Genomic DNA, 19,510 nt, shown 5'->3' with positions numbered 1-19,510 from the left:
GATGCAAGCCAACGAACAAACCTACGGTCTTCCGCAACTCAACGCCCCGGCCCCGCATTTCAAGGCCCAGACCACCCACGGTGAACGTTCTCTCAATGATTATCGGGGACAGTGGCTGGTGCTGTTCTCCCATCCAGCGGACTTCACGCCCGTGTGCACCACTGAATTCATCGGCTTTGCTGAACGGGCAGAGGAATTCAAAAAGCGGAATTGCCAATTGCTGGGGTTGTCGATTGACAGCCTGTTCTCTCACCTGGCCTGGACGAAAAACATCCATGAGAAGTTCGGTGTCGAGATTCCTTTCCCGATCATCGAGGATCTCAAGATGGAAGTGGCCAGTGCCTATGGCATGATCCACCCCAACGCCGCCGATACTTCAGCGGTGCGTGCCACCTTCCTGATTGACCCGGAAGGTATCCTTCGTGCCATGGTCTACTACCCCATGACCAATGGCAGAAGCGTGGACGAGTTCCTGCGGCTGCTGGATGCATTGCAAACCTCTGACGAACACGGTGTGGCCACGCCTGAGGCATGGTGCCCCGGACAGCCTGTCATCGTGCCGCCGCCCAAGACCTCGGAGGGCATGAAGCAGCGCGAGGGCGAAGGTTACGACTACGTGGACTGGTACTTCTCCCGCAAATCCCTGTAAGTCATGACGCCGCCCTTGAGGGGGCGGCGTTTTCCATCAGCGGGGCAACTCAGGAACGCAAGACGCGTCGTACCAGAACCGGTCCAATCAATTCAAAGGTGATGGTCGAAGCGACCACAACCGAGAGGATCGTACCGCGGAACTCGGGAAATTGCTCGGCTGCCAGCAAGCCCATCCCGATGGCTATGCCGGCCTGAGGTGTGAGTGCCAGGCCAATATGCCGGGGCAGGGTCTGTTGTTGACTTCGGGTCAATATCACTGCCAGATATCCACCAAGAATCCTGCCCACCAGCCGCAGCAGGATATAAGCGATCGTCAGCCCGATGGCATCTCCAACGTTGTACAGATCGATACTTGCACCGGAAAGTACAAAGAAGAACACCAGAAATGGCCATTCGATATGCTGGATCTCCCGGAATGACCGGGTATGGTGGTAGGCCAGATTGGCCACCAGCGTGCCGGCAACCATGGATGCCAGCAGGGCCGACACACCCAGCAAGTCGGAAAAGCCCGCCAGTAAGAGAATCAGCGCGATGGCTTCAACCTGGATGGGCTCTCCCGGACTGAGGCGACCGGTCAGCCAGGAGGCTGGCAGCCCGATCAGGGCACCTAATACGATGGCCCCTCCCAACTCCCATAAGGCGTGCAGTAAGGCCAGCTGGCCGTCATTGCTCAGCGCCCACCCCAGCACCGCCATGCTGATCCCGAATATCAAGATACCCCAGACATCATCAATGGCCACGGTGCCCAGCAAGACCTTGGCCCGCAGTCGTGTATCGCCACTCTCCCTGATTGACTCCGTGACGGCGGCAGGATCTGTTGCCACGGAAATGGCGGCCAAGGAGATGGCAACCACGAGCGGGAATCCCAGCGCCAGCAGACCGACGCCCACCAGGACGCCGCCGCCCACAATCACAAAGAGTGAAATGATCAGAATCAGTGACCCCGTATCCCGCAGCTGATTCAGCTTGAATTCACTACCCAGCAGAAAAGCCACCATGACCAGCGCCAACTGGATCAGGGGTTCACTTAACCCACCCAATAATTCGGCGTCTTGAGCCCCCATCAGCACCTGCTGCACAAAAGCAATACCAACACCCACCATGATCAGGATGGATATCCGTGGAACGCCCACACGGCGTGCCACCGTGTCAGCAAAAATACTGAAGGATAAAATAACGCCCAATAAGAGGATGTTTAATGGGGTTCGAGACACCTCAACGGGCAGCCAACCGGGAAGGGATTCCATCATCATCAGATATCCCGCTGCTTCCAGACATCCTGATTGGCCCGGCGGCGATCCTGGCCGGAGCGGCGGGGGTCCTTTTCCGGCTCGAAACGGAACATTTCACGACGGTCGTGCTGGGCCTTGCGACGTTCGCCCTTGCGGCGCTCCGGACCGGGGTAGGGTTTGGAGGGCGGGGCGGTTTTTTGATCGTCTTCGCTCATGCCGGTGTCCTTTGCAACGGATGGGGGTCTGATCGGGTGGACACTCAGCCCGGGCCCGGTGTGCGATCGCGGGCGATCTCCTTGCGCAGTTCGCCAATCTCCTGACGCAGGGCCTTGAGATCTTCATGGAGCTGGGTGTTCTCGGTGTGGACCACCTCTTCAATGGCGTCGTGCTCGAACTTCTGCTGGTCCTCCTGCATGGACTGCATGGTGTTGACGATGATGGCGATGAAGAGGTTGAGAATGGTGAAGGTGGCAATGAGGATGAAGGGCACGAAGAACACCCAGGCCCAGCTGTATTCTTCCATCACGGGTCGTGCAATGCCCATGGACCAGCTCTCCAGGGTCATGACCTGGAACAGGGTGTACATGGATTGTCCCAGGCTGCCAAACCACTCCGGGAAGCTCTTGCCGAACAGGCCGGTGGCAATGACGGCAAACACATAGAACAACAGCACCAGCAGGCCGAGGATGGACAGGATGCCCGGGATGGCCTTGAGCAGGGCCTCCACGATGAAGCGGAGTTTGGGCATCATGGAGACGAGGCGCAACAGTCGCAGCACCCGCAGCACGGCCATGGGTCCGGAGGTGGGAACAAGGGCGATGCCGACTACCAGGAAGTCAAAGACATTCCAGGGGCGTCGGAAGAACCCCCAGCCCTGGGCAAAGAGCTTGAGCAGGATCTCCACCACAAAGACACCGAGAATGATTCGGTCCGCCGCGATCAGCCAAGGGGCCGCCGGGTGTTCCATGATGGTGGATGAGGTCTCCAGGCCCAGAATGACGGCATTGACCAGGATGAGCGCGATGATCCAGCGCTGGATGCGATCGGATTGTATGAAGGCGCCCACTCGGGCGCGTGGACCGGCCACAACATGCATGTGCGAATTCCTTGGGTAGATCGGTCATTAATGCCCCCTCCCCACAGGGAGGGGCAGGCCCGGACGGGTGGGCCTTACTCTCTCAGTCGATGGACATGCCCTGGAGGCTGTTCCGCAGAACCTGGGAGGAGGCCTGCATGCCCTCGTGCTCCGTCTCGTTGATCAAGGGCGCCACACGGGATTCAATGCCATCCCGGCCAACGATGCAGGGAATGCTCAGGCAGACATCCTCAAGACCGTAGTCCCCTTGCGGATCCACACTGACCGCCAGGACGCTTTTTTGATCCTCCAGGATCACCCGCACCATGTAGGCAATCACGAGGCCAATGGCGGTGTTGGTGTAGCCCTTGCGCGAGATGATATCAAAAGCGGCGGTCTTGACCTGCTGAAATAATCTTTCCATGGCCTGGGGATCGAACTGCCGCCCATTCACCGTCTGCTCGAACAGGCTCAGTCCCCCCACCTTGGCCGTGCTCCAGATGGGCACCTCGGAATCACCGTGCTCACCCATGATGTAGGCATGCACCGAGCGGGGGTTCACGCCGTAGTATTCTCCCAGGGCGGCGCGAAACCGCGAGGTGTCCAGCATGGTGCCCGTGCCGATCACGCGGTGGGCCGGTCGTTGTGTGAGGCGCTGCATGACATAGGTGAGGATATCCACCGGGTTGGTGGCGATCACCAGTACAGCATCGGGGGCGTGACGGTCCAGGTGCGCGGCGATCTCACGGAACACGGCGGCGTTGCGGTTGAGCAGTTCAAGGCGTGATTCGCCTGGTTTCTGGCCGACCCCGGCGGTGATGACGATCACGCCGCAGTCGGTCAGGTCGGCATAGTCGCCGGCGCGGACCATGACCCGTCCCACCAGGGACTGGCCATGCATCAGGTCCATGGCCTCACCCTCGGCGCGTTGCTGATCCCGATCCACCAGGATCAGATCGCCGGCGATCTGTCGTTGAAAGATGGAATAGGCGGCGGCAACACCCACGTTGCCGGTGCCGATGATACCTACGCTGTCTCTGGCCATGGCAAAACCCTCCTGGGGCGGGGCAGACCCGTCAAGGGCCAATGTATCCGTTTTGAAGTGACAATGGCCTGCCATGATGAACGATCTTTGCAAAACATCACAAAAAAACAGATCGTTTCAGGTCATAATCCGAGGCTGGTCAGGGTCTGTGCCTCTTCAGGCCTTTCAAGAGGATACGCGGCATATGAAAGCTTCTCCGGATAATGCAGGTGACGATCACGAGGAACGTTCCCCCACGCAGCGGATCAGCGCGGAGAGCATGCGTGCATTGTATGATCTCAACGCCCGTATGATGTTCGGGCTGCATGGCGAGGAACACTGGTTTACAGCAGGTGCTCGCGTGTTTGTGCTGGGGCGCAGCCAGGATTGCGACCTGATGGTGTCGGTGCCCGTGGCGTCACGGCATCATGCCCGGGTGATCTATCGCAAGGGCAAGTTCGTGCTCATTGATCAGAGCACGAATGGTACTTATGTGCGGTTGCAGGGCAATGATGAAATCTGCCTGCTCAACGGCGAGGAGTTGCCGTTGGTGGGGGAGGGGTTGATCAGTCTGGGGCGACCGGCAGCCGAGGATGATACCCACCTGGTGAGTTTTTCCGTGCCCCACTGAGCGGGGCGCACGGCCTATACAACCCTGAAACCTGCCCGCTCAAGCAGCGTGCATAGCCGGATCAGCGGAAGTCCCACCAGTGCGGTGGGGTCATCTCCCTCCATGGCCTCGAAGAGCGCGATACCCAACCCCTCCGATTTGATGCTGCCAGCGCACTGGTAGGGCTGCTCCTTGCGCAGGTAGTGGTCAATCTGCTCCGGGCTCAATGCACGAAACCGAACCTTGAAGGGCACGACGTCCACTTGGGCCTCGCCGGTGACCGCATTCAGCAGGCACAGGCCGGTGTGAAAAACCACCGTACGGCCCGAGGCGGCGGTGAGTTGTTCCAGGGCCCGTTGATGATCGCCGGGTTTGCCCAGTATCTGCCCGTCCAATTCCGCGCACTGATCGGAGCCGATGATGAGGTGATCCGGCTTTTGCCTGGCCCCCGCCCGGGCCTTGGCCTCAGCCAGGCGAGCCACCATGGCGTTCGGGCCCTCTCCCGGCTTCGGTGTCTCATCCACCTGGGGGGAGCAGGTATCGAAGGGTAGGGCCAGGCGCTGCAGCAGCTCACGGCGGAACGGCGAGGTCGAGGCCAGGACAAGTCCGGGGTTCATCAACTGGCCTCGATCTCCACCAGGGCGTCATCGGGGTTGACGCTGTCACCCTTGGCCACATGAATGGCCTTGACCACGCCACCCACCGGCGCCTGGACTTCGGTCTCCATCTTCATGGCCTCCAGGATGAGTACGCCATCACCCGCCTTGACCTCGTCGCCTTCCTTCACCAGCACATCGATGATGGTGCCGGGCATGGAGGTGCTCACGTGGCCGGGCTTGGTGGCCCGGGGGCGACCGCTGCCCCGTGGACCATCGCGTCTGGCGCCGCCGTCACCCTCCAGGGCGAGTTCATCCAGGGTTTCCACGACGATCTCTTCCGGCATGCCGTCCACGGTCACATAGAAGGGGCGCTCGTGGTCCCGCTTGTGGCCGGTGCCGGTGACCTTGATGTGGTAGGTCTCGCCATGCAGAGTGGCCTTGAATTCCACCGGGGCGTTCTTTTTCTCGGCCTTGGCGCCGACGGGTTCGAGGGGTTCGGGCACCAGTTTGCCATCGCGGCGATGTTCCAGATACTCGCGACCCAGGTCCGGGAACATGGCGTAGATCATCACGTCCTCTTCAGACTGGGCCAGGTCACCCACTTGCTCGCGCAAGGTGTCCATTTCGTCCTGCAGCAGGTCGGCGGGGCGGCATTCAATCACCTCCGCATCACCGATGGCCTTGCGACGCACCACCGGGTTCACCTGGCCGGGGGTGCGTCCGTATCGACCTTGCAGGTAACTTTTCACTTCATTGGTGATGGTCTGGTAGCGCTCTTCGGTGAGCACGTTCATCACGGCCTGGGTGCCCACAATCTGGGAGGTGGGCGTGACCAGGGGCGGATAGCCCAGGTCCTCGCGAACCCGGGGGATTTCGGTCATCACCTGGTTGACCTTGTCCAGCGCCCCCTGAGCCTTGAGCTGGCTGACCAGGTTGGAGATCATCCCACCCGGCACCTGGGTGGTCTGCACGCGGGTGTCCACGCCGGTGAACTCACTCTCGAACTGGTGATACTTCTTGCGGATCTCGCGGAAGTAGAAGCCGATCTCCTGCAGGGCCATCAGATCCAGATCGGTGCTGTACTGGCTGTCGTGCAGGGCGGCCACCATGCTCTCGGTGGGCGCGTGGCTGGTTCCACCGGCAAAGGCCGACATGGCGGTGTTGATGTTGGCCGCGCCGTTTTCCACGGCCTTGAGGTGGCACATTTCCGAGAGGCCGGCGGTGGCATGGGTATGCAGGTGGATGGGCACGGCCACCGCATCGGTGAGGGCCGAGACCAGTTCGCCCGTGGCATAGGGCGTGAGCAGGCCGGCCATGTCCTTGATGGCGATGCTGTCGCAACCCATGTCCACCATCTCCCGGGCCATGGTCACGAACTGCTCCGGGGTGTGCACGGGGCTTGTGGTGTAGCTGATGGCGCCCTGGGCGTGCTTGCCTTCCTTCTTGACCGCCTCGATGGCCACACGCACGTTGCGGGTGTCGTTCATGGCATCGAAGATGCGGAACACGTCCATGCCGTTGTCGGCGCTTTTGGCCACGAAGCCGCGCACCACGTCGTCGGCATAGTGGCGGTAGCCCAGCAGGTTCTGGCCACGCAGCAGCATCTGCAGGCGGGTGTTGGGCAGGGCCTCGCGCAGCTGGCGCAGCCGCTCCCATGGGTCTTCTTTCAAAAAGCGCAGGCAGGCGTCGAATGTAGCCCCGCCCCAGACTTCCAGGGACCAGAAGCCCACGGCATCCATCTTCTCGCAGATGGGGAGCATGTCCTCCGTGCGCATGCGCGTGGCGATCAGGCTCTGATGGCCGTCTCGCAGGGTCAGGTCGGTGATCGTTACCTTGGACATCAGTGCATTACCTTCTGGTCAGAGACCCTTGTGAGCGGAAATCGCAGCGGCGATCACGGCCGCCAGTTCCCGGGTGGGGCGACGAACGGAGTACTGAGTGAGTTCCGGGTGGGCATCCACATAGCCCGTGTCGAAGCTGCCCTTGCGGAAAGCTTCGCTGTCCAGGATCTCCAGGTGATACGGGATGGTGGTCTTCACGCCGTACACGCCGATATCGTTGAGGGCCCGGCGGGCCCGATGGATGAGGGCGTCCCAGTCCAGCGCCCAGACGATGAGCTTGGCGCACATGGAATCGTAATGGGGCGGAATGTGGTAGCCGGTGTAGATGGCACCATCGGTGCGCACGCCCGGACCGCCGGGGGCGAAATAGCGGGTGATGCGCCCAAAACTGGGCAGAAAGTCATTTTTCGGGTCTTCCGCGTTGATGCGAAACTCCACCGCGAAGCCGCGACAGGTAATCTGATCCTGGCTGTAGCGCAGTGGTTCGCCGGCGGCGACGCGGATCTGCTCCTGCACGATGTCGACACCCGTGATCATCTCGGTCACCGGGTGCTCCACCTGCAGGCGGGTGTTCATCTCCATGAAATAGAAGCTGCCATCGGCATCCATGAGGAATTCCACGGTGCCGGCATTCTCGTAGCCCACGGCCCGGGCGGCGCGTACCGCCAACTCGCCCACATATTCACGCTGCTCGGGGCTGAGTTGGGGGGAGGGGGCGATCTCCACCAGCTTTTGATGACGTCGCTGGATGGAGCAGTCCCGCTCGTAGAGGTGGATGACATTGCCGTGACGGTCGGCCAGGATCTGCGCCTCGATGTGGCGCGGATTGACGATGGCCTTTTCCATGAAGATTTCGGTGCTGCCGAAGGCCTTGGTGGCCTCGGAGCGCACGCGCTCATAGTTGCGGCGCAAGCTGGCCTCATCATCACACCGGCGGATGCCGCGGCCGCCGCCTCCATTGGTGGCCTTGAGCATCACCGGGTAGCCGATGTCGCCGGCCAGGCTCACAGCCTCCTCGACGCCGGAGAGGTTGCCCTCACTCCCGGGAACCACCGGCACGCCTGCCTCGATCATGGCCTCGCGGGCGGCCACCTTGTCGCCCATGCGACTGATGACCTTGCTGTCCGGTCCCACGAACTGGATGCCCCGCTCGGCGCAGACGCGGGCAAACTCCGGATTTTCCGAGAGGAAGCCATAGCCCGGGTGAATGGCATCGCAGCCAGCAGTACGGGCCATGTTCACCATGCGGTGAACATTCAGGTAGCCGGAAAGGGAGTCGGGGCCGATGGAATACGATTCGTCGGCCTTTTTCACGTGCAGTCCGTGCCGGTCCGCATCGGTGTAAACAGCCACGGAAGTGATGCCCATCTCCGCGCAGGCGCGGATGATACGAACGGCGATCTCACCGCGGTTGGCGATCAGAAGCTTCTTTATCACGAACAGGTCCCGCGCCTGCGCTGAGGCGATTGATTCATGGGTTGGTGCTTGGCCTGGTCGGGACAGGTTCTGCTGCCCGGACGGGCCTGCGCGCCTTGAAATCACCGACCCCCGACCCAAGCATCTGTGAAGAGAGGTGGGCCGTGTGCGGCCCGCAGATTGTCATCAAACCGTCAGTATCCGTGAACGCAGCACGGTTTTTCAAGTCGCGGGCGCGAATTCGTTTTGACAGTCCCGCGATAAGCCCTTTAGAATTGCGCGCTTATGTCCGAGACCACCCTTTCCGAGCGGGTCGACCCGTTTCGCCTCGCAGGTCATGCGCGTCCCCTGGATGGCGTGCTGGAGGCATCGAACTTGCCGCGTCTTGCCGCGGCGGGCATGTCCCTGGCCGGTCCGGCCCGGGTGTCCGTGCGATTCGGGCGTGAGCACGGTGGGCAGGTCAAGCTATCTGGCAGCATCCAGGCCGAGCTGCAGATGCAGTGCCAGCGTTGCCTCGGGCCCATGACGTGGCCGGTGGATACCACCTTCGAGGGTGTCGTGCTCGACGAAGGGCGTTCCATCGAGGAACTGCCGGTAGAGTTTGAACCAGTCATGCTGGAAGAGGGTCTGATCTCCGTCTGGTCGCTGGTGGAGGATGAATTGCTGTTGTCGGTGCCGTCAGTCCCCATGCATGCGGATGACAACTGCCCGGATCAGCCATTGAAGGAATTTTCGCAGGCGGAGGTGGAGACCCTCCGCAAGCAGGAAGACAACCCGTTCGCTGCGCTGGGTGCCCTGAAAGGTCGCCTGGACGACGACGGTTGATTGACACGGCTGCCGGTGGGAAGCCCCGGCGGCATCGAACGCTTTTCATTGGAGAGACATCATGGCTGTTGCACAAGGTCGTACCACCCGTTCCCGTCGCGGTATGCGTCGTTCCCACGACGCCCTTACCGGTCCCACCCTGTCCGTTGAGCCCACCACTGGTGAGCTGCACCGTCGTCACCACATCAGCGCCGACGGTTTTTACCGGGGTCGCCAGGTGATCAAGGCCAAGGATCTGGAAGAAGACGAAGAGTAACACTTAGGTCCCGGGCTGCCCGTGATGCCGATGCATGACCCTGCCAACACCGGTGCCTCACCGGTCAGGGGCGTGGCTCGATATGGTGCCGGCCAGCCCATGAGGCCATTGTCGGCGGACCGGTGGGTCCTCCGCTTTCGACCTCGCGGGATGTTGTATCCCGCGAGGCTTTCCTGTGCAGGTTAAAAAAAGAGTTTGTCCATGAGCGGTCTCTTTACCATCGCACTGGATGCCATGGGGGGCGATCACGGTCCCCATGTGGTTGTTCCGGCGGCACTCAAGGCCTTGGCCGAGTTTTCCGACATCCACCTGATCCTGGTGGGTGACAAGGCGCGGCTCGAGAAGGAACTGTCCGCCGTCGGCAAGGCGCCTTCCGACCGGCTGCGTATTCATCACGCCGCCCAGGTGGTGGGGATGGACGAGCCCCCGACTCAGGCGCTACGCAACAAGAAAGACTCCTCCATGCGGGTGGCCATCAACCTGGTGAAGCACCAGCAGGCCGATGCCTGTGTGAGTGCCGGCAACACCGGCGCCCTGATGGCCACCGCCCGCTATGTGCTCAAGACCCTGCCGGGTATTGATCGCCCCGCCATCATCACCGCCATCCCTGCCATCAAGGGCCACACCCACATGCTGGATCTGGGCGCCAATGTGGATTGCTCAGCCAACCATCTGTACCAGTTTGCCGTGATGGGGTCAGAACTGGCCAGCGCCGTGGACAATGTCAACAACCCGCGGGTGGGGTTGCTGAATATTGGTGAGGAAGATATCAAGGGCAATGATCAGGTGAAGGAGGCGGCCCACATGCTGGAGCAGAGCCACCTGAACTACATCGGCTTTGTGGAAGGCAACGACATCTACTGCGGCGATGTGGATGTGGTGGTATGCGACGGTTTTGTGGGCAACGTGGCGCTCAAGACCAGCGAGGGCGTGGCACGCATGGTGTCACACTACATGCGTGCCGAGTTCAAGCGCGGCCTGTTCAGTCGTCTGGCGGCTCTGGTAGCCATGCCCGTATTGCGCAAATTCCGCAGCCGCATAGATCCCCGGGCCTACAATGGGGCCAGCCTGCTGGGATTGCAGGGCGTGGTCATCAAGAGTCACGGCGGGGCCGACGCAGTGGCCTTTGAAAACGCCATCCGCATTGCTCGCATCGAGGCTCGCAAGCGGGTGCCGCAGCGCATCGACAAGCGGTTGGAAGAACTGCTGAGCGAGGAGTCCGCGACGTGATCTATTCCCGGATAACAGGGACCGGGAGCTATCTTCCGGAAAAGATTCTCACCAACCGCGATCTGGAAAAGATTGTGGAGACCTCGGACGAGTGGATCCGCGAGCGCACCGGCATTGCTCAGCGCCACGTGGTGGCGGACGACGAGACCACCTGCGATCTGGCGGAACAGGCGACCCTGCGCGCCATGGCAATGGCCGGGCGTCGACCCGAGGATATTGATCTCATCATTGTAGGGACCACCACCCCGGATCAGGTTTTCCCGAGCACGGCCTGCTTGCTGCAGCAGCGGCTGGGCGTACACAACGGCTCCCCGGCCTTCGATATACAGGCGGTGTGTACCGGGTTTGTCTATGCCCTGGGCGTGGCGGATCAGTTCATCCGCTCCGGTAGTGCCCGTTGCGCGCTGGTGGTGGGGGCGGAGACCATTTCCCGCATCCTGGACTGGAATGACCGGGGCACTTGTGTGCTCTTTGGTGATGGTGCCGGTGCGGTGGTCCTGGAGGCATCGGACACACCCGGCGTGCTCTCCACGCATCTGCATGCGGACGGACGCTACGAGAGTCTGCTGAGCGTGCCCCGTGGTGTGGGGCGTGGCTACAAGGACATGATCGCTGGTGAGGCGTATCTGCAGATGAAGGGCAACGAGGTCTTCAAGTGGGCGGTGAACACCCTGGGCCGGATCGTCGAGGAAACCCTGGAAAAGCAGGGCCTGGAGCAATCCCAGATAGACTGGCTGATCCCCCATCAGGCCAATATTCGCATTATTCAGGCCACGGCGCGCAAGTTGAAATTGCCCATGGAAAAGGTGGTGGTCACGGTGGAGGAGCACGGCAACACCTCGGCGGCCTCGGTGCCCATGGCCCTGGATGTGGCCGTGCGCGATGGCCGAATCCAGCCCGGGCAACTGGTGCTCATGGAGGCCTTTGGCGGCGGTTTCACCTGGGGTTCGGCGCTGGCCTATCTTTGAGCCTCGCTTGACCTGCAGGGCCAACACCCGCACCGGGGCGGGCCGAATGTCCTGCGATCATGGTAAGGTATGGGTCGTCTGGATCTTTCGGTGGTGCCATGGGACAGGAGATAGAAAAAAAATTCCTCGTGGTTTCAGATGCCTGGAAGAAGCATGTCACCAAGAGTGTGAAGCTTCGGCAGGGCTATCTGTGCGGTAACAAGAGCGCTTCGGTACGGGTGCGTGTATCGGATGAACAGGCGGACCTGAATATCAAGAGCGCCACGCTGGGCGTCCAGCGTCAGGAGTTTGAATATCCCATCCCAGCCACCGATGCCCATGAGTTGCTGGAATCCCTGTGTCATCACCCGTTGATCGAGAAGACCCGGCATTTTGTGCCGGTGGGAGACCATCTGTGGGAGGTGGACGTGTTCGAGGGGGACAACGCCGGTCTTGTGGTGGCTGAAGTGGAACTTGAGCATGCGCAGCAGGAGCCGGAAATCCCTGCCTGGGCCGGGGAGGAAGTCTCCCATGACCCGCGCTATTACAACACGAGTCTGGTGCAGCACCCTTACAAGGACTGGTAGCTCAAGATGTCCGGGAATCACAACGGCGACGGTGAAAGGAACGGCTTGAGTCCGCGTATGGTGGATGTGCTGCTGGTGGATGACCACGAGTTGGTGCGCATTGGCATCCGCGGCTTGCTGGAGTCGCGTGCTGCTCAGACGGGGATACATGTGGTGGGCGAGGCCGGTTCCGGTGAGGAGGCCCTGGCAAAGTTGCCGCGACTGCGCCCGGACGTGGTGTTGCTGGACCTGAATATGCCCGGCATGGGAGGTCTCGAGACCACCCGTCAGGTACTGGCCCAGTATCCCGGCACCAAGGTGATCGTGCTCACCGTCCAGGACGAAGGGCCTTTTCCCCGCTGGTTGATGGATAGCGGGGCGTCAGGTTATCTCACCAAGGGCTGCCAGGTGGATGAGTTGATCGAGGCCATCCGGCTGGCCATGCGCGGTGACCGGCATATGAGCCCGAAGATCGCCCACCACCTGTCGGGGGGCGAGGGGGTGGAGGAAGCCGATGCCCTGGCTCGCCTGTCTCCCCGGGAGCGGCAGATCCTGGTGCTGTTGGTGAAGGGCTGCAAACAACAAAAGATTGCCAGTGAACTGGGCGTGAATGTGAAGACTGTCAGTACCTACAAGGCCCGTCTGCGGGACAAGCTGGAGTGTTCCAGTGATATCGAGTTGCTGCGCCTGGCCATGGATCATGGCATTACCGCTCCGGATTCTTCCAACGACGCCTGAGGTCTGTTCCCTGTGGTGTCTCGAACCGTCTTTGACCCCCATTGTGTCCGCTGCCCCCGCCTGGCGGGATTTCTCTCCCAGGTGCGTCAGGCGCATCCCGAGTATCATGCCGCGCCCGTTCCCCCTTTTGGTGACCCGGATGCCCGGTTGCTGATTGTCGGGCTGGCGCCGGGCATGCACGGCGCCAATGCCTCGGGGCGCCCCTTCACCGGCGACCATGCGGGCATCCTGCTGTATCGCACCCTGTATGAAACCGGCTTTGGGAGCCAACCCGAATCCTGCTCCCGGGATGATGGGCTCATCCTGCGGGATTGTCGTATCACCAATGCGGTGAAGTGCCTCCCCCCTCAGAACAAGCCTCAGGGGGCGGAGGTCCGCGCCTGTAATGATTATCTGGCGGCGGAAATGGAGACCTTGCCTGACCCTGCGGTGGTGCTGGCTCTGGGATCCATTGCCCATCAGGCCATCCTTCGGGCTCGGGGCCTGAAACTCAAGGATCATCCCTTCGGTCACGGTTGCATACACGATCTGCCGGGTGGCATCACCCTGGTGGACTCATATCATTGTAGCCGCTACAACACCCAGACCCGCCGGCTGACGCCCGAGATGTTCCAGGCCGTGTTTGCGGAACTGCGCCAGCGCCTGGATGCCCGCTGATCCCATGGTGACGGATGCGTCCCCACCCGAATTCGGCTTTGATGCCAAGACCTTCCTGGCCAGCTTGACCCGCCAGCCTGGGGTCTACCGGATGCTGGATGAGGAGGGTGTGGTGCTCTACGTGGGCAAGGCCAAGAACCTCAGAAATCGGGTTTCCAGCTATTTTCGCCGGAATGTGCCCAGCCCCCGCATTCGTTCCATGGTGGCGCAGATCCGGGATGTGCAGGTGACGGTGACCACCACCGAGGCCGAGGCCCTGTTGCTGGAGAATAATCTCATCAAGCAGCATCGGCCACGCTACAACGTGCTGCTGCGTGACGATAAGAGCTACCCCTACATATTCCTCTCCCAGCACACCTATCCGCGCCTGACATTTCATCGTGGGGCACGGAAGAAGCCAGGGCGCTATTTTGGTCCTTATCCATCCACCCTGGCGGTGCGCGACACGCTCAATCTGCTGCAGAAGCTGTTTTTGATCCGGCCCTGCAAGGACAGTTTCTTCGAGAACCGCTCACGCCCTTGCCTGCAGTACCAGATCAAGCGGTGTACCGCCCCCTGCGTGGGGCTGATCGATCCCCTGGCCTATGAGCGTGATGTGAAGCATGCGGTGGACTTTCTGGAAGGTCGCAGCGATCAGGTCATGCGGAATCTGGTGGCTGAGATGGAAGCGGCTTCAGCTCGCCTGGAGTTCGAGCGGGCAGCTCAGGTGCGGGACCAGATTGCCCGCCTGCGGCAGATCTCCGAGCGGCAGTATGTGAGCGGGGAGGGCGGTGATGTGGATATTGTCGCCGCCGCCCTGGAGGGTGGCCAGGTGTGCGTACAGGTTTTTTCCATTCGCGGCGGCTTGAACCTGGGTAACCGGGCGCTATTCCCCAGTCTGCCGGAAGAGACCAGCGCCGAGGCGTTGATGACCGCTTTCCTTGGGCAGTATTACCTGTCTCGGGAGGTGCCGCCCCAGATCATCCTCAGTCATGCCCCGGAGGAGTCGGCCTTGCTGGAGGAAATGCTTACCATGCAGCGGGGTCACAGGGTGAGTCTGGCCTGGAGCGTGCGCGGCGAGCGGGCGCGCTGGCTGGAAATGGCTCAGCGCAATGCGCAGATGTCCCTGGCCACGCGCCTGGCCGGCAAGGCCGGCATGCGTGAGCGCCTGGAGGCCCTGCGGGAGGCCCTGGAATTGGACGAGGTGCCTACGCGCATGGAGTGCTTCGATATCAGTCACTCTCATGGGGAGGCCACTGTGGCCTCCTGCGTGGTCTTCAACCCCGAAGGGCCACTCAAGTCGGATTATCGGCGTTTCAATATTCGCGATATCACCCCCGGGGATGACTATGCGGCCATGTATCAGGCTCTGCATCGGCGCTATACCCGTCTCAAGGAGGGCGAGGCGCGCCTGCCGGATATCCTGTTCATCGATGGCGGCAAGGGGCAGGTGCGCCAGGCACTGGAGGTGCTGGAGGACCTGCAGGTGGCGGAGGTCATGGTGGTGGGCGTGGCCAAGGGCGAGGATCGCCGGCCCGGCCTGGAAACGCTGATATTGAGCGATGAACGCGGCCCGTCTATACTGCCGCCGAGTTCAAAGGCGCTGCACCTGATTCAGCAAATCCGTGACGAAGCGCATCGGTTTGCCATCACAGGACATCGGCAGCAGCGTGCCAAGGCACGCAATACCTCGCCGCTGGAGCAGATTCCCGGCATGGGTCCCAAGCGTCGCCAGCAGTTGCTCAAGCATTTTGGTGGCTTGAAGGCTGTCAGCAGTGCCAGGGTGGAAGAACTCGCCAAGGTGCCCGGCATCAGTCGCAAGCTGGCGCAGCAGATATTCGATTCGCTACACGACGACTGATTCATGACATTGTCCATCCCCAATCTGCTGACCTGGCTGCGGATCGCCCTGATCCCGCTGATCGTGGTCACGTATTACTATCCTCATCCACTCTCAGGGCCGGTGAGCGCCTTTATCTTCGCTCTGGCGGGGGGGACGGACTGGCTGGATGGTTATTTGGCCCGGCGCCTGGAGCAGACGTCCCAGTTCGGTGCCTTTCTCGATCCGGTGGCTGACAAGCTGATGGTGGCCACGGCCCTGGTGTTGCTGGTGGATCATCCGGGCGGCGTGCTGATCACCCTGGCAGCCGTGGTGATTATTGGTCGGGAGATCGCCATCTCCGCCCTGAGGGAGTGGATGGCTCAACTGGGACAGTCCGGCGCGGTGGCGGTCTCCTGGATTGGCAAACTCAAGACCACCGCGCAGATGGTGGCCATTTTCCTGCTGCTCTACGGGCAACCCATTATCGGTCTGCCCAGCATGGGCATCGGCATGATCCTGCTCTATGTGGCCGCCGGTCTGACCTTGTGGTCCATGTTCCACTACCTGCGCGCAGCCATGCGCATCAGCGAGTAGCTCAGGCGGAGGCGGCCTGGGCAACCGGGCGCTGAGCGGGTGACTTGTTGAAGCGGACCGATTGGCGGTAAGGGAAGACATCTCCGTGAATGCCCTTCTTTACGTCTTCCTGACGCGCCTGCCAGTAGCGATAGTCGAACAGGTCGGGGTGCAGCTTGATCAGGGTGCGCCGCACCCTGGGGTCGGTGCTCAGGAAGGTGGGGAATTCCTCGGGGAAGACCTCGTTGGGGCCGGCTGAGTACCAGGCATCGGAACTGAGTTCGTCTTCCGGGAACGGGGATTCGGGGATCTTGCGGAAATGGCATTCGGTGAGATAGCAGATCTCGTCGTAATCGTAGAACACCACCTTGCCGCTGTCGGTGACGCCGAAGTTCTTGAACAGCAGGTCGCCGGGGAAGATGTTCACGCCCATCAACTGCTTCACCGCCAGCCCCCATTCGTGCAGGGCGTGACGTGCCTCCTCTTCATTGGCGCTCTGCAGGAAGACATCCAGCGGCAGCATGCGCTTCTCGATATACAGGTGCTTGATCACCAGCATGCCGTCACTCACCTCCACCTGGGAGCTCACCTCGTTCTGCAGGGCTTCCAGCAACTGCGGGGAGAACCGTGACAGGGGGAAGGCCACCTCGGAAAACTCCAGGGTATCGGCCATGCGACCCACCCGGTCGTGCATCTTGACCTGCAGGTAACGTCGCTCGATCAATTCGTGGGTGACATCTTTTTGCGGCGGGAAGCGGTCCTTGATCACCTTGAACACGTAGGGGTAGGAGGGCAGGGTGAACACCATCATCACCAGGCCCGGCGTGCCCTGGGCCAGGCTGAACAGGTCATGGCTGTCGGCCAGGTGGTGGAGAAAGTCCCGATAGAACTCGTTCTTGGCCTGCTTGTGGAAGCCCAGGCTCATGTACAGCTCCGCTACGGCCTTGTTGGGCATCAGGTCCTGCAGGAAGGCCACGGTGGCGGCGGGGACCGGGGTTTTTACGAGGAAGTAGGCTCGGGCAAAGCTGAATACCGCTTCTGCCTCCTCTTCGGTGGTGAGCAGGGCGTCGGCCACCAGGCCGCCATGTTCGTTGTTGGTGAGGGGGACGATGAAGGGATGGCAGTGACCCTCGTGCACCACGCGGCCAATCAGGTAGGCGGCCTTGTTACGGAAGAAGGGGAACTCCAGTATGTCAATGCGCAGGTCCGACATGGCCTCGGGGCCGAATTCCGACCGCTCGATCAGGGCTTCGGTGATGTTGCTCACATCCTGGGAAAGGTCTGCATGGGGCAGGTTGAAATAGAAGGCTGAGAGGATTTCCCAGATGCAGGTCTCTACGCCACCGTCGCGAGTGTGGAAGGATAGGTAGCCCCGGTAACGCTCGGCCAGTTCTTGCCGGTTAGCCACCGATTCCAGGAAGATCATGTCATTATTGTAGTACTTGCGCTCAAACAGGCGGCAGAATACCGAGTTGTAGAAGGTTTCCGCCAGTTCTGGGCGGGAGTGGTGTTGCAGCAGGTCCATGTAGGAGATCTTGACCAGTTGCCAGAGTTTTTCCTCCAACCCATCGATGCCAAAGGTGGCGCGCACCTTGGCGAGGGTTTCCTGCACGCGTCCGTCGTAGGAGCTGATGCGTTTGACTGACGCGGCGCGTACGGCCTCCCAGTCGGCATGCTCGAAACGTTCCCGGGCGCTGCTGGTGATCTCCTGGAAAAACGAGAAGTGGCGTTCAAAACCCGTGAGGATTGAGCGGGCGATCTGCCTCGCGCGGTCATTCATGGTCTGGTGGTTGCCTGTGGTCGCCTGAGCGGTGTGTGCCGTCAACATGTCAAATCTACTACAGTATTTACTCTGTTTGTACCAATTGCTATGTTGCATTGCACCAGCAAATGGTTACTATTGAAATTTCTTGCTGGCTTTTGTCTGAGTCTAGACTACGCTTGGCCCCTCCATTCGAAAAGTCGTGTGGAGTCCTCGGGTAAGCAGATGAACGGGTTTCCGGTCTGTGTCACCGAGGCCCACACGAGTCAGTTCGGCCATACGTTGTCCTGTCCGGACCAAGAGACCCCCGCCCGGGAAACGGGCCACAATGATAGAGTGACAGAGGATTAGGCATGATGAACCGAGATGAACAGATCAAGGCGCTCAAGAAGGACTGGGCAGAAAATCCGCGCTGGAAGGACGTGACGCGCGGCTACACTGCTGAGGATGTGGTGCGCCTGCGTGGCTCCGTTCAGCCTGAGCACACCCTGGCCCGCCGTGGCGCCGAGAAGCTGTGGAAGCTGGTCAACGGCGATGCCAAAAAGGGTTATGTGAATTGCCTGGGGGCCTTGACCGGTGGTCAGGCCGTGCAGCAGGCCAAGGCCGGTATCGAGGCCATCTATCTGTCCGGTTGGCAGGTGGCGGCGGACGCCAACACCTCCGAAACCATGTATCCGGACCAGTCCCTGTACGCCTATGACTCGGTGCCCACTGTGGTGCGCCGTATCAACAATGCCTTCAAGCGCGCCGACGAGATCCAGTGGTCCCGTGGCATGAGCCCGGAAGATCCCGAGGGCATCGATTACTTCTTGCCTATCGTGGCCGACGCTGAGGCCGGTTTTGGTGGTGTGCTCAACGCGTTTGAGCTGATGAAGAACATGATCACTGCCGGCGCGGCCGGGGTGCATTTTGAGGATCAGCTGGCTGCGGTGAAGAAGTGCGGTCACATGGGTGGCAAGGTGCTGGTGCCCACCCAGGAAGCGGTCCACAAGTTGATTGCTGCTCGTATGGCTTCCGATGTGATGGGTGTGCCCACCCTGCTGCTGGCTCGCACCGACGCCGAAGCAGCCAACCTGCTGACGTCCGACTTTGATGAGAACGATCGTCCGTTCGTCAATGGCGAGCGCACCGCCGAGGGCTTCTACCGGGTGAAGAACGGCCTGGAGCAGGCCATCTCCCGCGGTGTGGCCTACGCCCCCTATGCTGACCTGGTGTGGTGCGAAACCGGCACGCCGGACCTGGGCTTTGCCCGTGAGTTCGCCGAGGCCGTGCGCGCCAAGAACCCGAATCAGCTGCTGGCCTACAACTGCTCGCCCTCCTTCAACTGGAAGAAGAACCTGGACGACAAGACCATTTCTCACTTCCAGGAGAAGCTGTCCGAGTACGGTTACAAGTACCAGTTCATCACCCTCGCCGGTATCCACAACATGTGGTACAACATGTTCGATCTGGCCTATGACTATGCCCGCGGCGAGGGCATGAAGCACTACGTGGAGAAGGTGCAGCAGCCTGAGTTCGCAGCGCGCGACAAGGGTTACACCTTTGTGTCTCACCAGCAGGAAGTGGGTGCCGGTTACTTCGACGACATCACCACCGTGATTCAGGGTGGCACCTCTTCGGTGACCGCGCTGAAGGGTTCCACCGAGGAAGATCAGTTCAGCGGCTAAGGCCTGCCTGGGCTGGCCCGAACTGAACGGGATCTTCAAG

At 61.1% G+C, this 19,510-nt stretch carries 20 protein-coding genes; 12 read left to right on the top strand and 8 right to left on the bottom strand.

The window, feature by feature from the left end; genetic code table 11:
- Position 1: 1 nt before the first annotated feature.
- Entirely contained in the window at positions 2–649 is a 648-nt protein-coding gene (locus BMY52_RS08405; RefSeq protein ID WP_090253340.1) for a peroxiredoxin, read from the top strand.
- 49 nt (positions 650–698) lie between these two features.
- Here BMY52_RS08405 and BMY52_RS08400 read toward each other — a convergent pair whose 3' ends face one another.
- The 4 genes from BMY52_RS08400 to BMY52_RS08385 all read right to left on the bottom strand — a co-directional run bounded on the left by BMY52_RS08400 (position 699) and on the right by BMY52_RS08385 (position 4,003).
- The gene (locus BMY52_RS08400) at positions 699–1,904 is read right to left on the bottom strand and encodes a cation:proton antiporter (RefSeq protein WP_245740713.1); all 1,206 of its coding nucleotides are present in this window, start codon (positions 1,902–1,904) and stop codon (positions 699–701) included.
- A complete protein-coding gene (locus tag BMY52_RS08395) occupies positions 1,904–2,098 on the bottom strand; it encodes a hypothetical protein (protein ID WP_090253338.1) in 195 nt (64 codons plus the stop codon). The genes BMY52_RS08400 and BMY52_RS08395 overlap by 1 nt, the downstream gene beginning before the upstream one ends.
- Positions 2,099–2,142: 44 nt before the next feature.
- The gene (locus tag BMY52_RS08390) at positions 2,143–2,979 is read right to left on the bottom strand and encodes an ion transporter (RefSeq protein WP_090253335.1); all 837 of its coding nucleotides are present in this window, start codon (positions 2,977–2,979) and stop codon (positions 2,143–2,145) included.
- Between the two features lie 82 nt (positions 2,980–3,061).
- Entirely contained in the window at positions 3,062–4,003 is a 942-nt protein-coding gene (locus BMY52_RS08385) for an L-lactate dehydrogenase (protein WP_090253332.1), read from the bottom strand.
- Positions 4,004–4,187: 184 nt separating this feature from the next.
- Here BMY52_RS08385 and BMY52_RS08380 point away from each other — a divergent pair, with 184 nt between their 5' ends.
- A complete protein-coding gene (locus tag BMY52_RS08380; protein ID WP_090253330.1) occupies positions 4,188–4,613 on the top strand; it encodes an FHA domain-containing protein in 426 nt (141 codons plus the stop codon).
- Between the two features lie 14 nt (positions 4,614–4,627).
- Here BMY52_RS08380 and BMY52_RS08375 read toward each other — a convergent pair whose 3' ends face one another.
- The 3 genes from BMY52_RS08375 to BMY52_RS08365 are packed head-to-tail and all read right to left on the bottom strand — an operon-like array spanning position 4,628 to position 8,469.
- Positions 4,628–5,209, bottom strand: coding sequence for a Maf family protein (locus BMY52_RS08375; protein ID WP_090253328.1), 582 nt, complete (start codon positions 5,207–5,209; stop codon positions 4,628–4,630).
- Positions 5,209–7,032, bottom strand: a complete 1,824-nt coding sequence (oadA, locus tag BMY52_RS08370) for a sodium-extruding oxaloacetate decarboxylase subunit alpha (protein ID WP_090253327.1) — start codon at positions 7,030–7,032, stop codon at positions 5,209–5,211. The genes BMY52_RS08375 and oadA overlap by 1 nt, the downstream gene beginning before the upstream one ends.
- An 18-nt stretch (positions 7,033–7,050) precedes the next feature.
- The gene (locus BMY52_RS08365; protein WP_090253324.1) at positions 7,051–8,469 is read right to left on the bottom strand and encodes an acetyl-CoA carboxylase biotin carboxylase subunit; all 1,419 of its coding nucleotides are present in this window, start codon (positions 8,467–8,469) and stop codon (positions 7,051–7,053) included.
- Positions 8,470–8,733: 264 nt separating this feature from the next.
- Between BMY52_RS08365 and BMY52_RS08360 the strand changes: the two genes are divergently transcribed.
- The 9 genes from BMY52_RS08360 to pgsA all read left to right on the top strand — a co-directional run bounded on the left by BMY52_RS08360 (position 8,734) and on the right by pgsA (position 16,062).
- On the top strand, positions 8,734–9,273 hold the full coding sequence (locus tag BMY52_RS08360; protein WP_090253321.1) for a YceD family protein: 540 nt from the start codon (positions 8,734–8,736) through the stop codon (positions 9,271–9,273).
- A 61-nt stretch (positions 9,274–9,334) separates the two neighbouring features.
- Entirely contained in the window at positions 9,335–9,529 is a 195-nt protein-coding gene (gene rpmF, locus BMY52_RS08355; protein ID WP_063465610.1) for a 50S ribosomal protein L32, read from the top strand.
- Between the two features lie 201 nt (positions 9,530–9,730).
- The gene (plsX, locus tag BMY52_RS08350) at positions 9,731–10,759 is read left to right on the top strand and encodes a phosphate acyltransferase PlsX (RefSeq protein WP_090253319.1); all 1,029 of its coding nucleotides are present in this window, start codon (positions 9,731–9,733) and stop codon (positions 10,757–10,759) included.
- On the top strand, positions 10,756–11,727 hold the full coding sequence (locus tag BMY52_RS08345) for a beta-ketoacyl-ACP synthase III (RefSeq protein WP_090253316.1): 972 nt from the start codon (positions 10,756–10,758) through the stop codon (positions 11,725–11,727). The genes plsX and BMY52_RS08345 overlap by 4 nt, the downstream gene beginning before the upstream one ends.
- A 98-nt stretch (positions 11,728–11,825) precedes the next feature.
- A complete protein-coding gene (locus tag BMY52_RS08340) occupies positions 11,826–12,293 on the top strand; it encodes a CYTH domain-containing protein (protein ID WP_090253314.1) in 468 nt (155 codons plus the stop codon).
- Between the two features lie 45 nt (positions 12,294–12,338).
- The gene (locus BMY52_RS08335) at positions 12,339–13,010 is read left to right on the top strand and encodes a response regulator (RefSeq protein WP_245740712.1); all 672 of its coding nucleotides are present in this window, start codon (positions 12,339–12,341) and stop codon (positions 13,008–13,010) included.
- Between the two features lie 12 nt (positions 13,011–13,022).
- A complete protein-coding gene (locus BMY52_RS08330; protein WP_090253309.1) occupies positions 13,023–13,667 on the top strand; it encodes a uracil-DNA glycosylase in 645 nt (214 codons plus the stop codon).
- Between the two features lie 4 nt (positions 13,668–13,671).
- On the top strand, positions 13,672–15,507 hold the full coding sequence (gene uvrC / locus BMY52_RS08325) for an excinuclease ABC subunit UvrC (RefSeq protein ID WP_090253503.1): 1,836 nt from the start codon (positions 13,672–13,674) through the stop codon (positions 15,505–15,507).
- 3 nt (positions 15,508–15,510) lie between these two features.
- Complete coding sequence (gene pgsA / locus BMY52_RS08320; protein WP_090253306.1) at positions 15,511–16,062, top strand: CDP-diacylglycerol--glycerol-3-phosphate 3-phosphatidyltransferase; 552 nt, start codon at positions 15,511–15,513, stop codon at positions 16,060–16,062.
- Between the two features lies 1 nt (position 16,063).
- Here pgsA and aceK read toward each other — a convergent pair whose 3' ends face one another.
- Entirely contained in the window at positions 16,064–17,821 is a 1,758-nt protein-coding gene (aceK, locus tag BMY52_RS08315) for a bifunctional isocitrate dehydrogenase kinase/phosphatase (RefSeq protein WP_090253501.1), read from the bottom strand.
- Between the two features lie 338 nt (positions 17,822–18,159).
- Between aceK and aceA the strand changes: the two genes are divergently transcribed.
- Positions 18,160–19,470 (top strand): isocitrate lyase, encoded by a 1,311-nt coding sequence (gene aceA, locus BMY52_RS08310; RefSeq protein WP_090253499.1) that lies wholly within the window; start codon positions 18,160–18,162, stop codon positions 19,468–19,470.
- The last annotated feature ends 40 nt before the right edge of the window (positions 19,471–19,510 follow it).

The sequence above is a fragment of the Ectothiorhodospira marina genome (genome assembly GCF_900109495.1).
GTDB classification, from domain to species: domain Bacteria; phylum Pseudomonadota; class Gammaproteobacteria; order Ectothiorhodospirales; family Ectothiorhodospiraceae; genus Ectothiorhodospira; species Ectothiorhodospira marina.
This window is presented reverse-complemented; position numbering and strand designations above follow the sequence as displayed.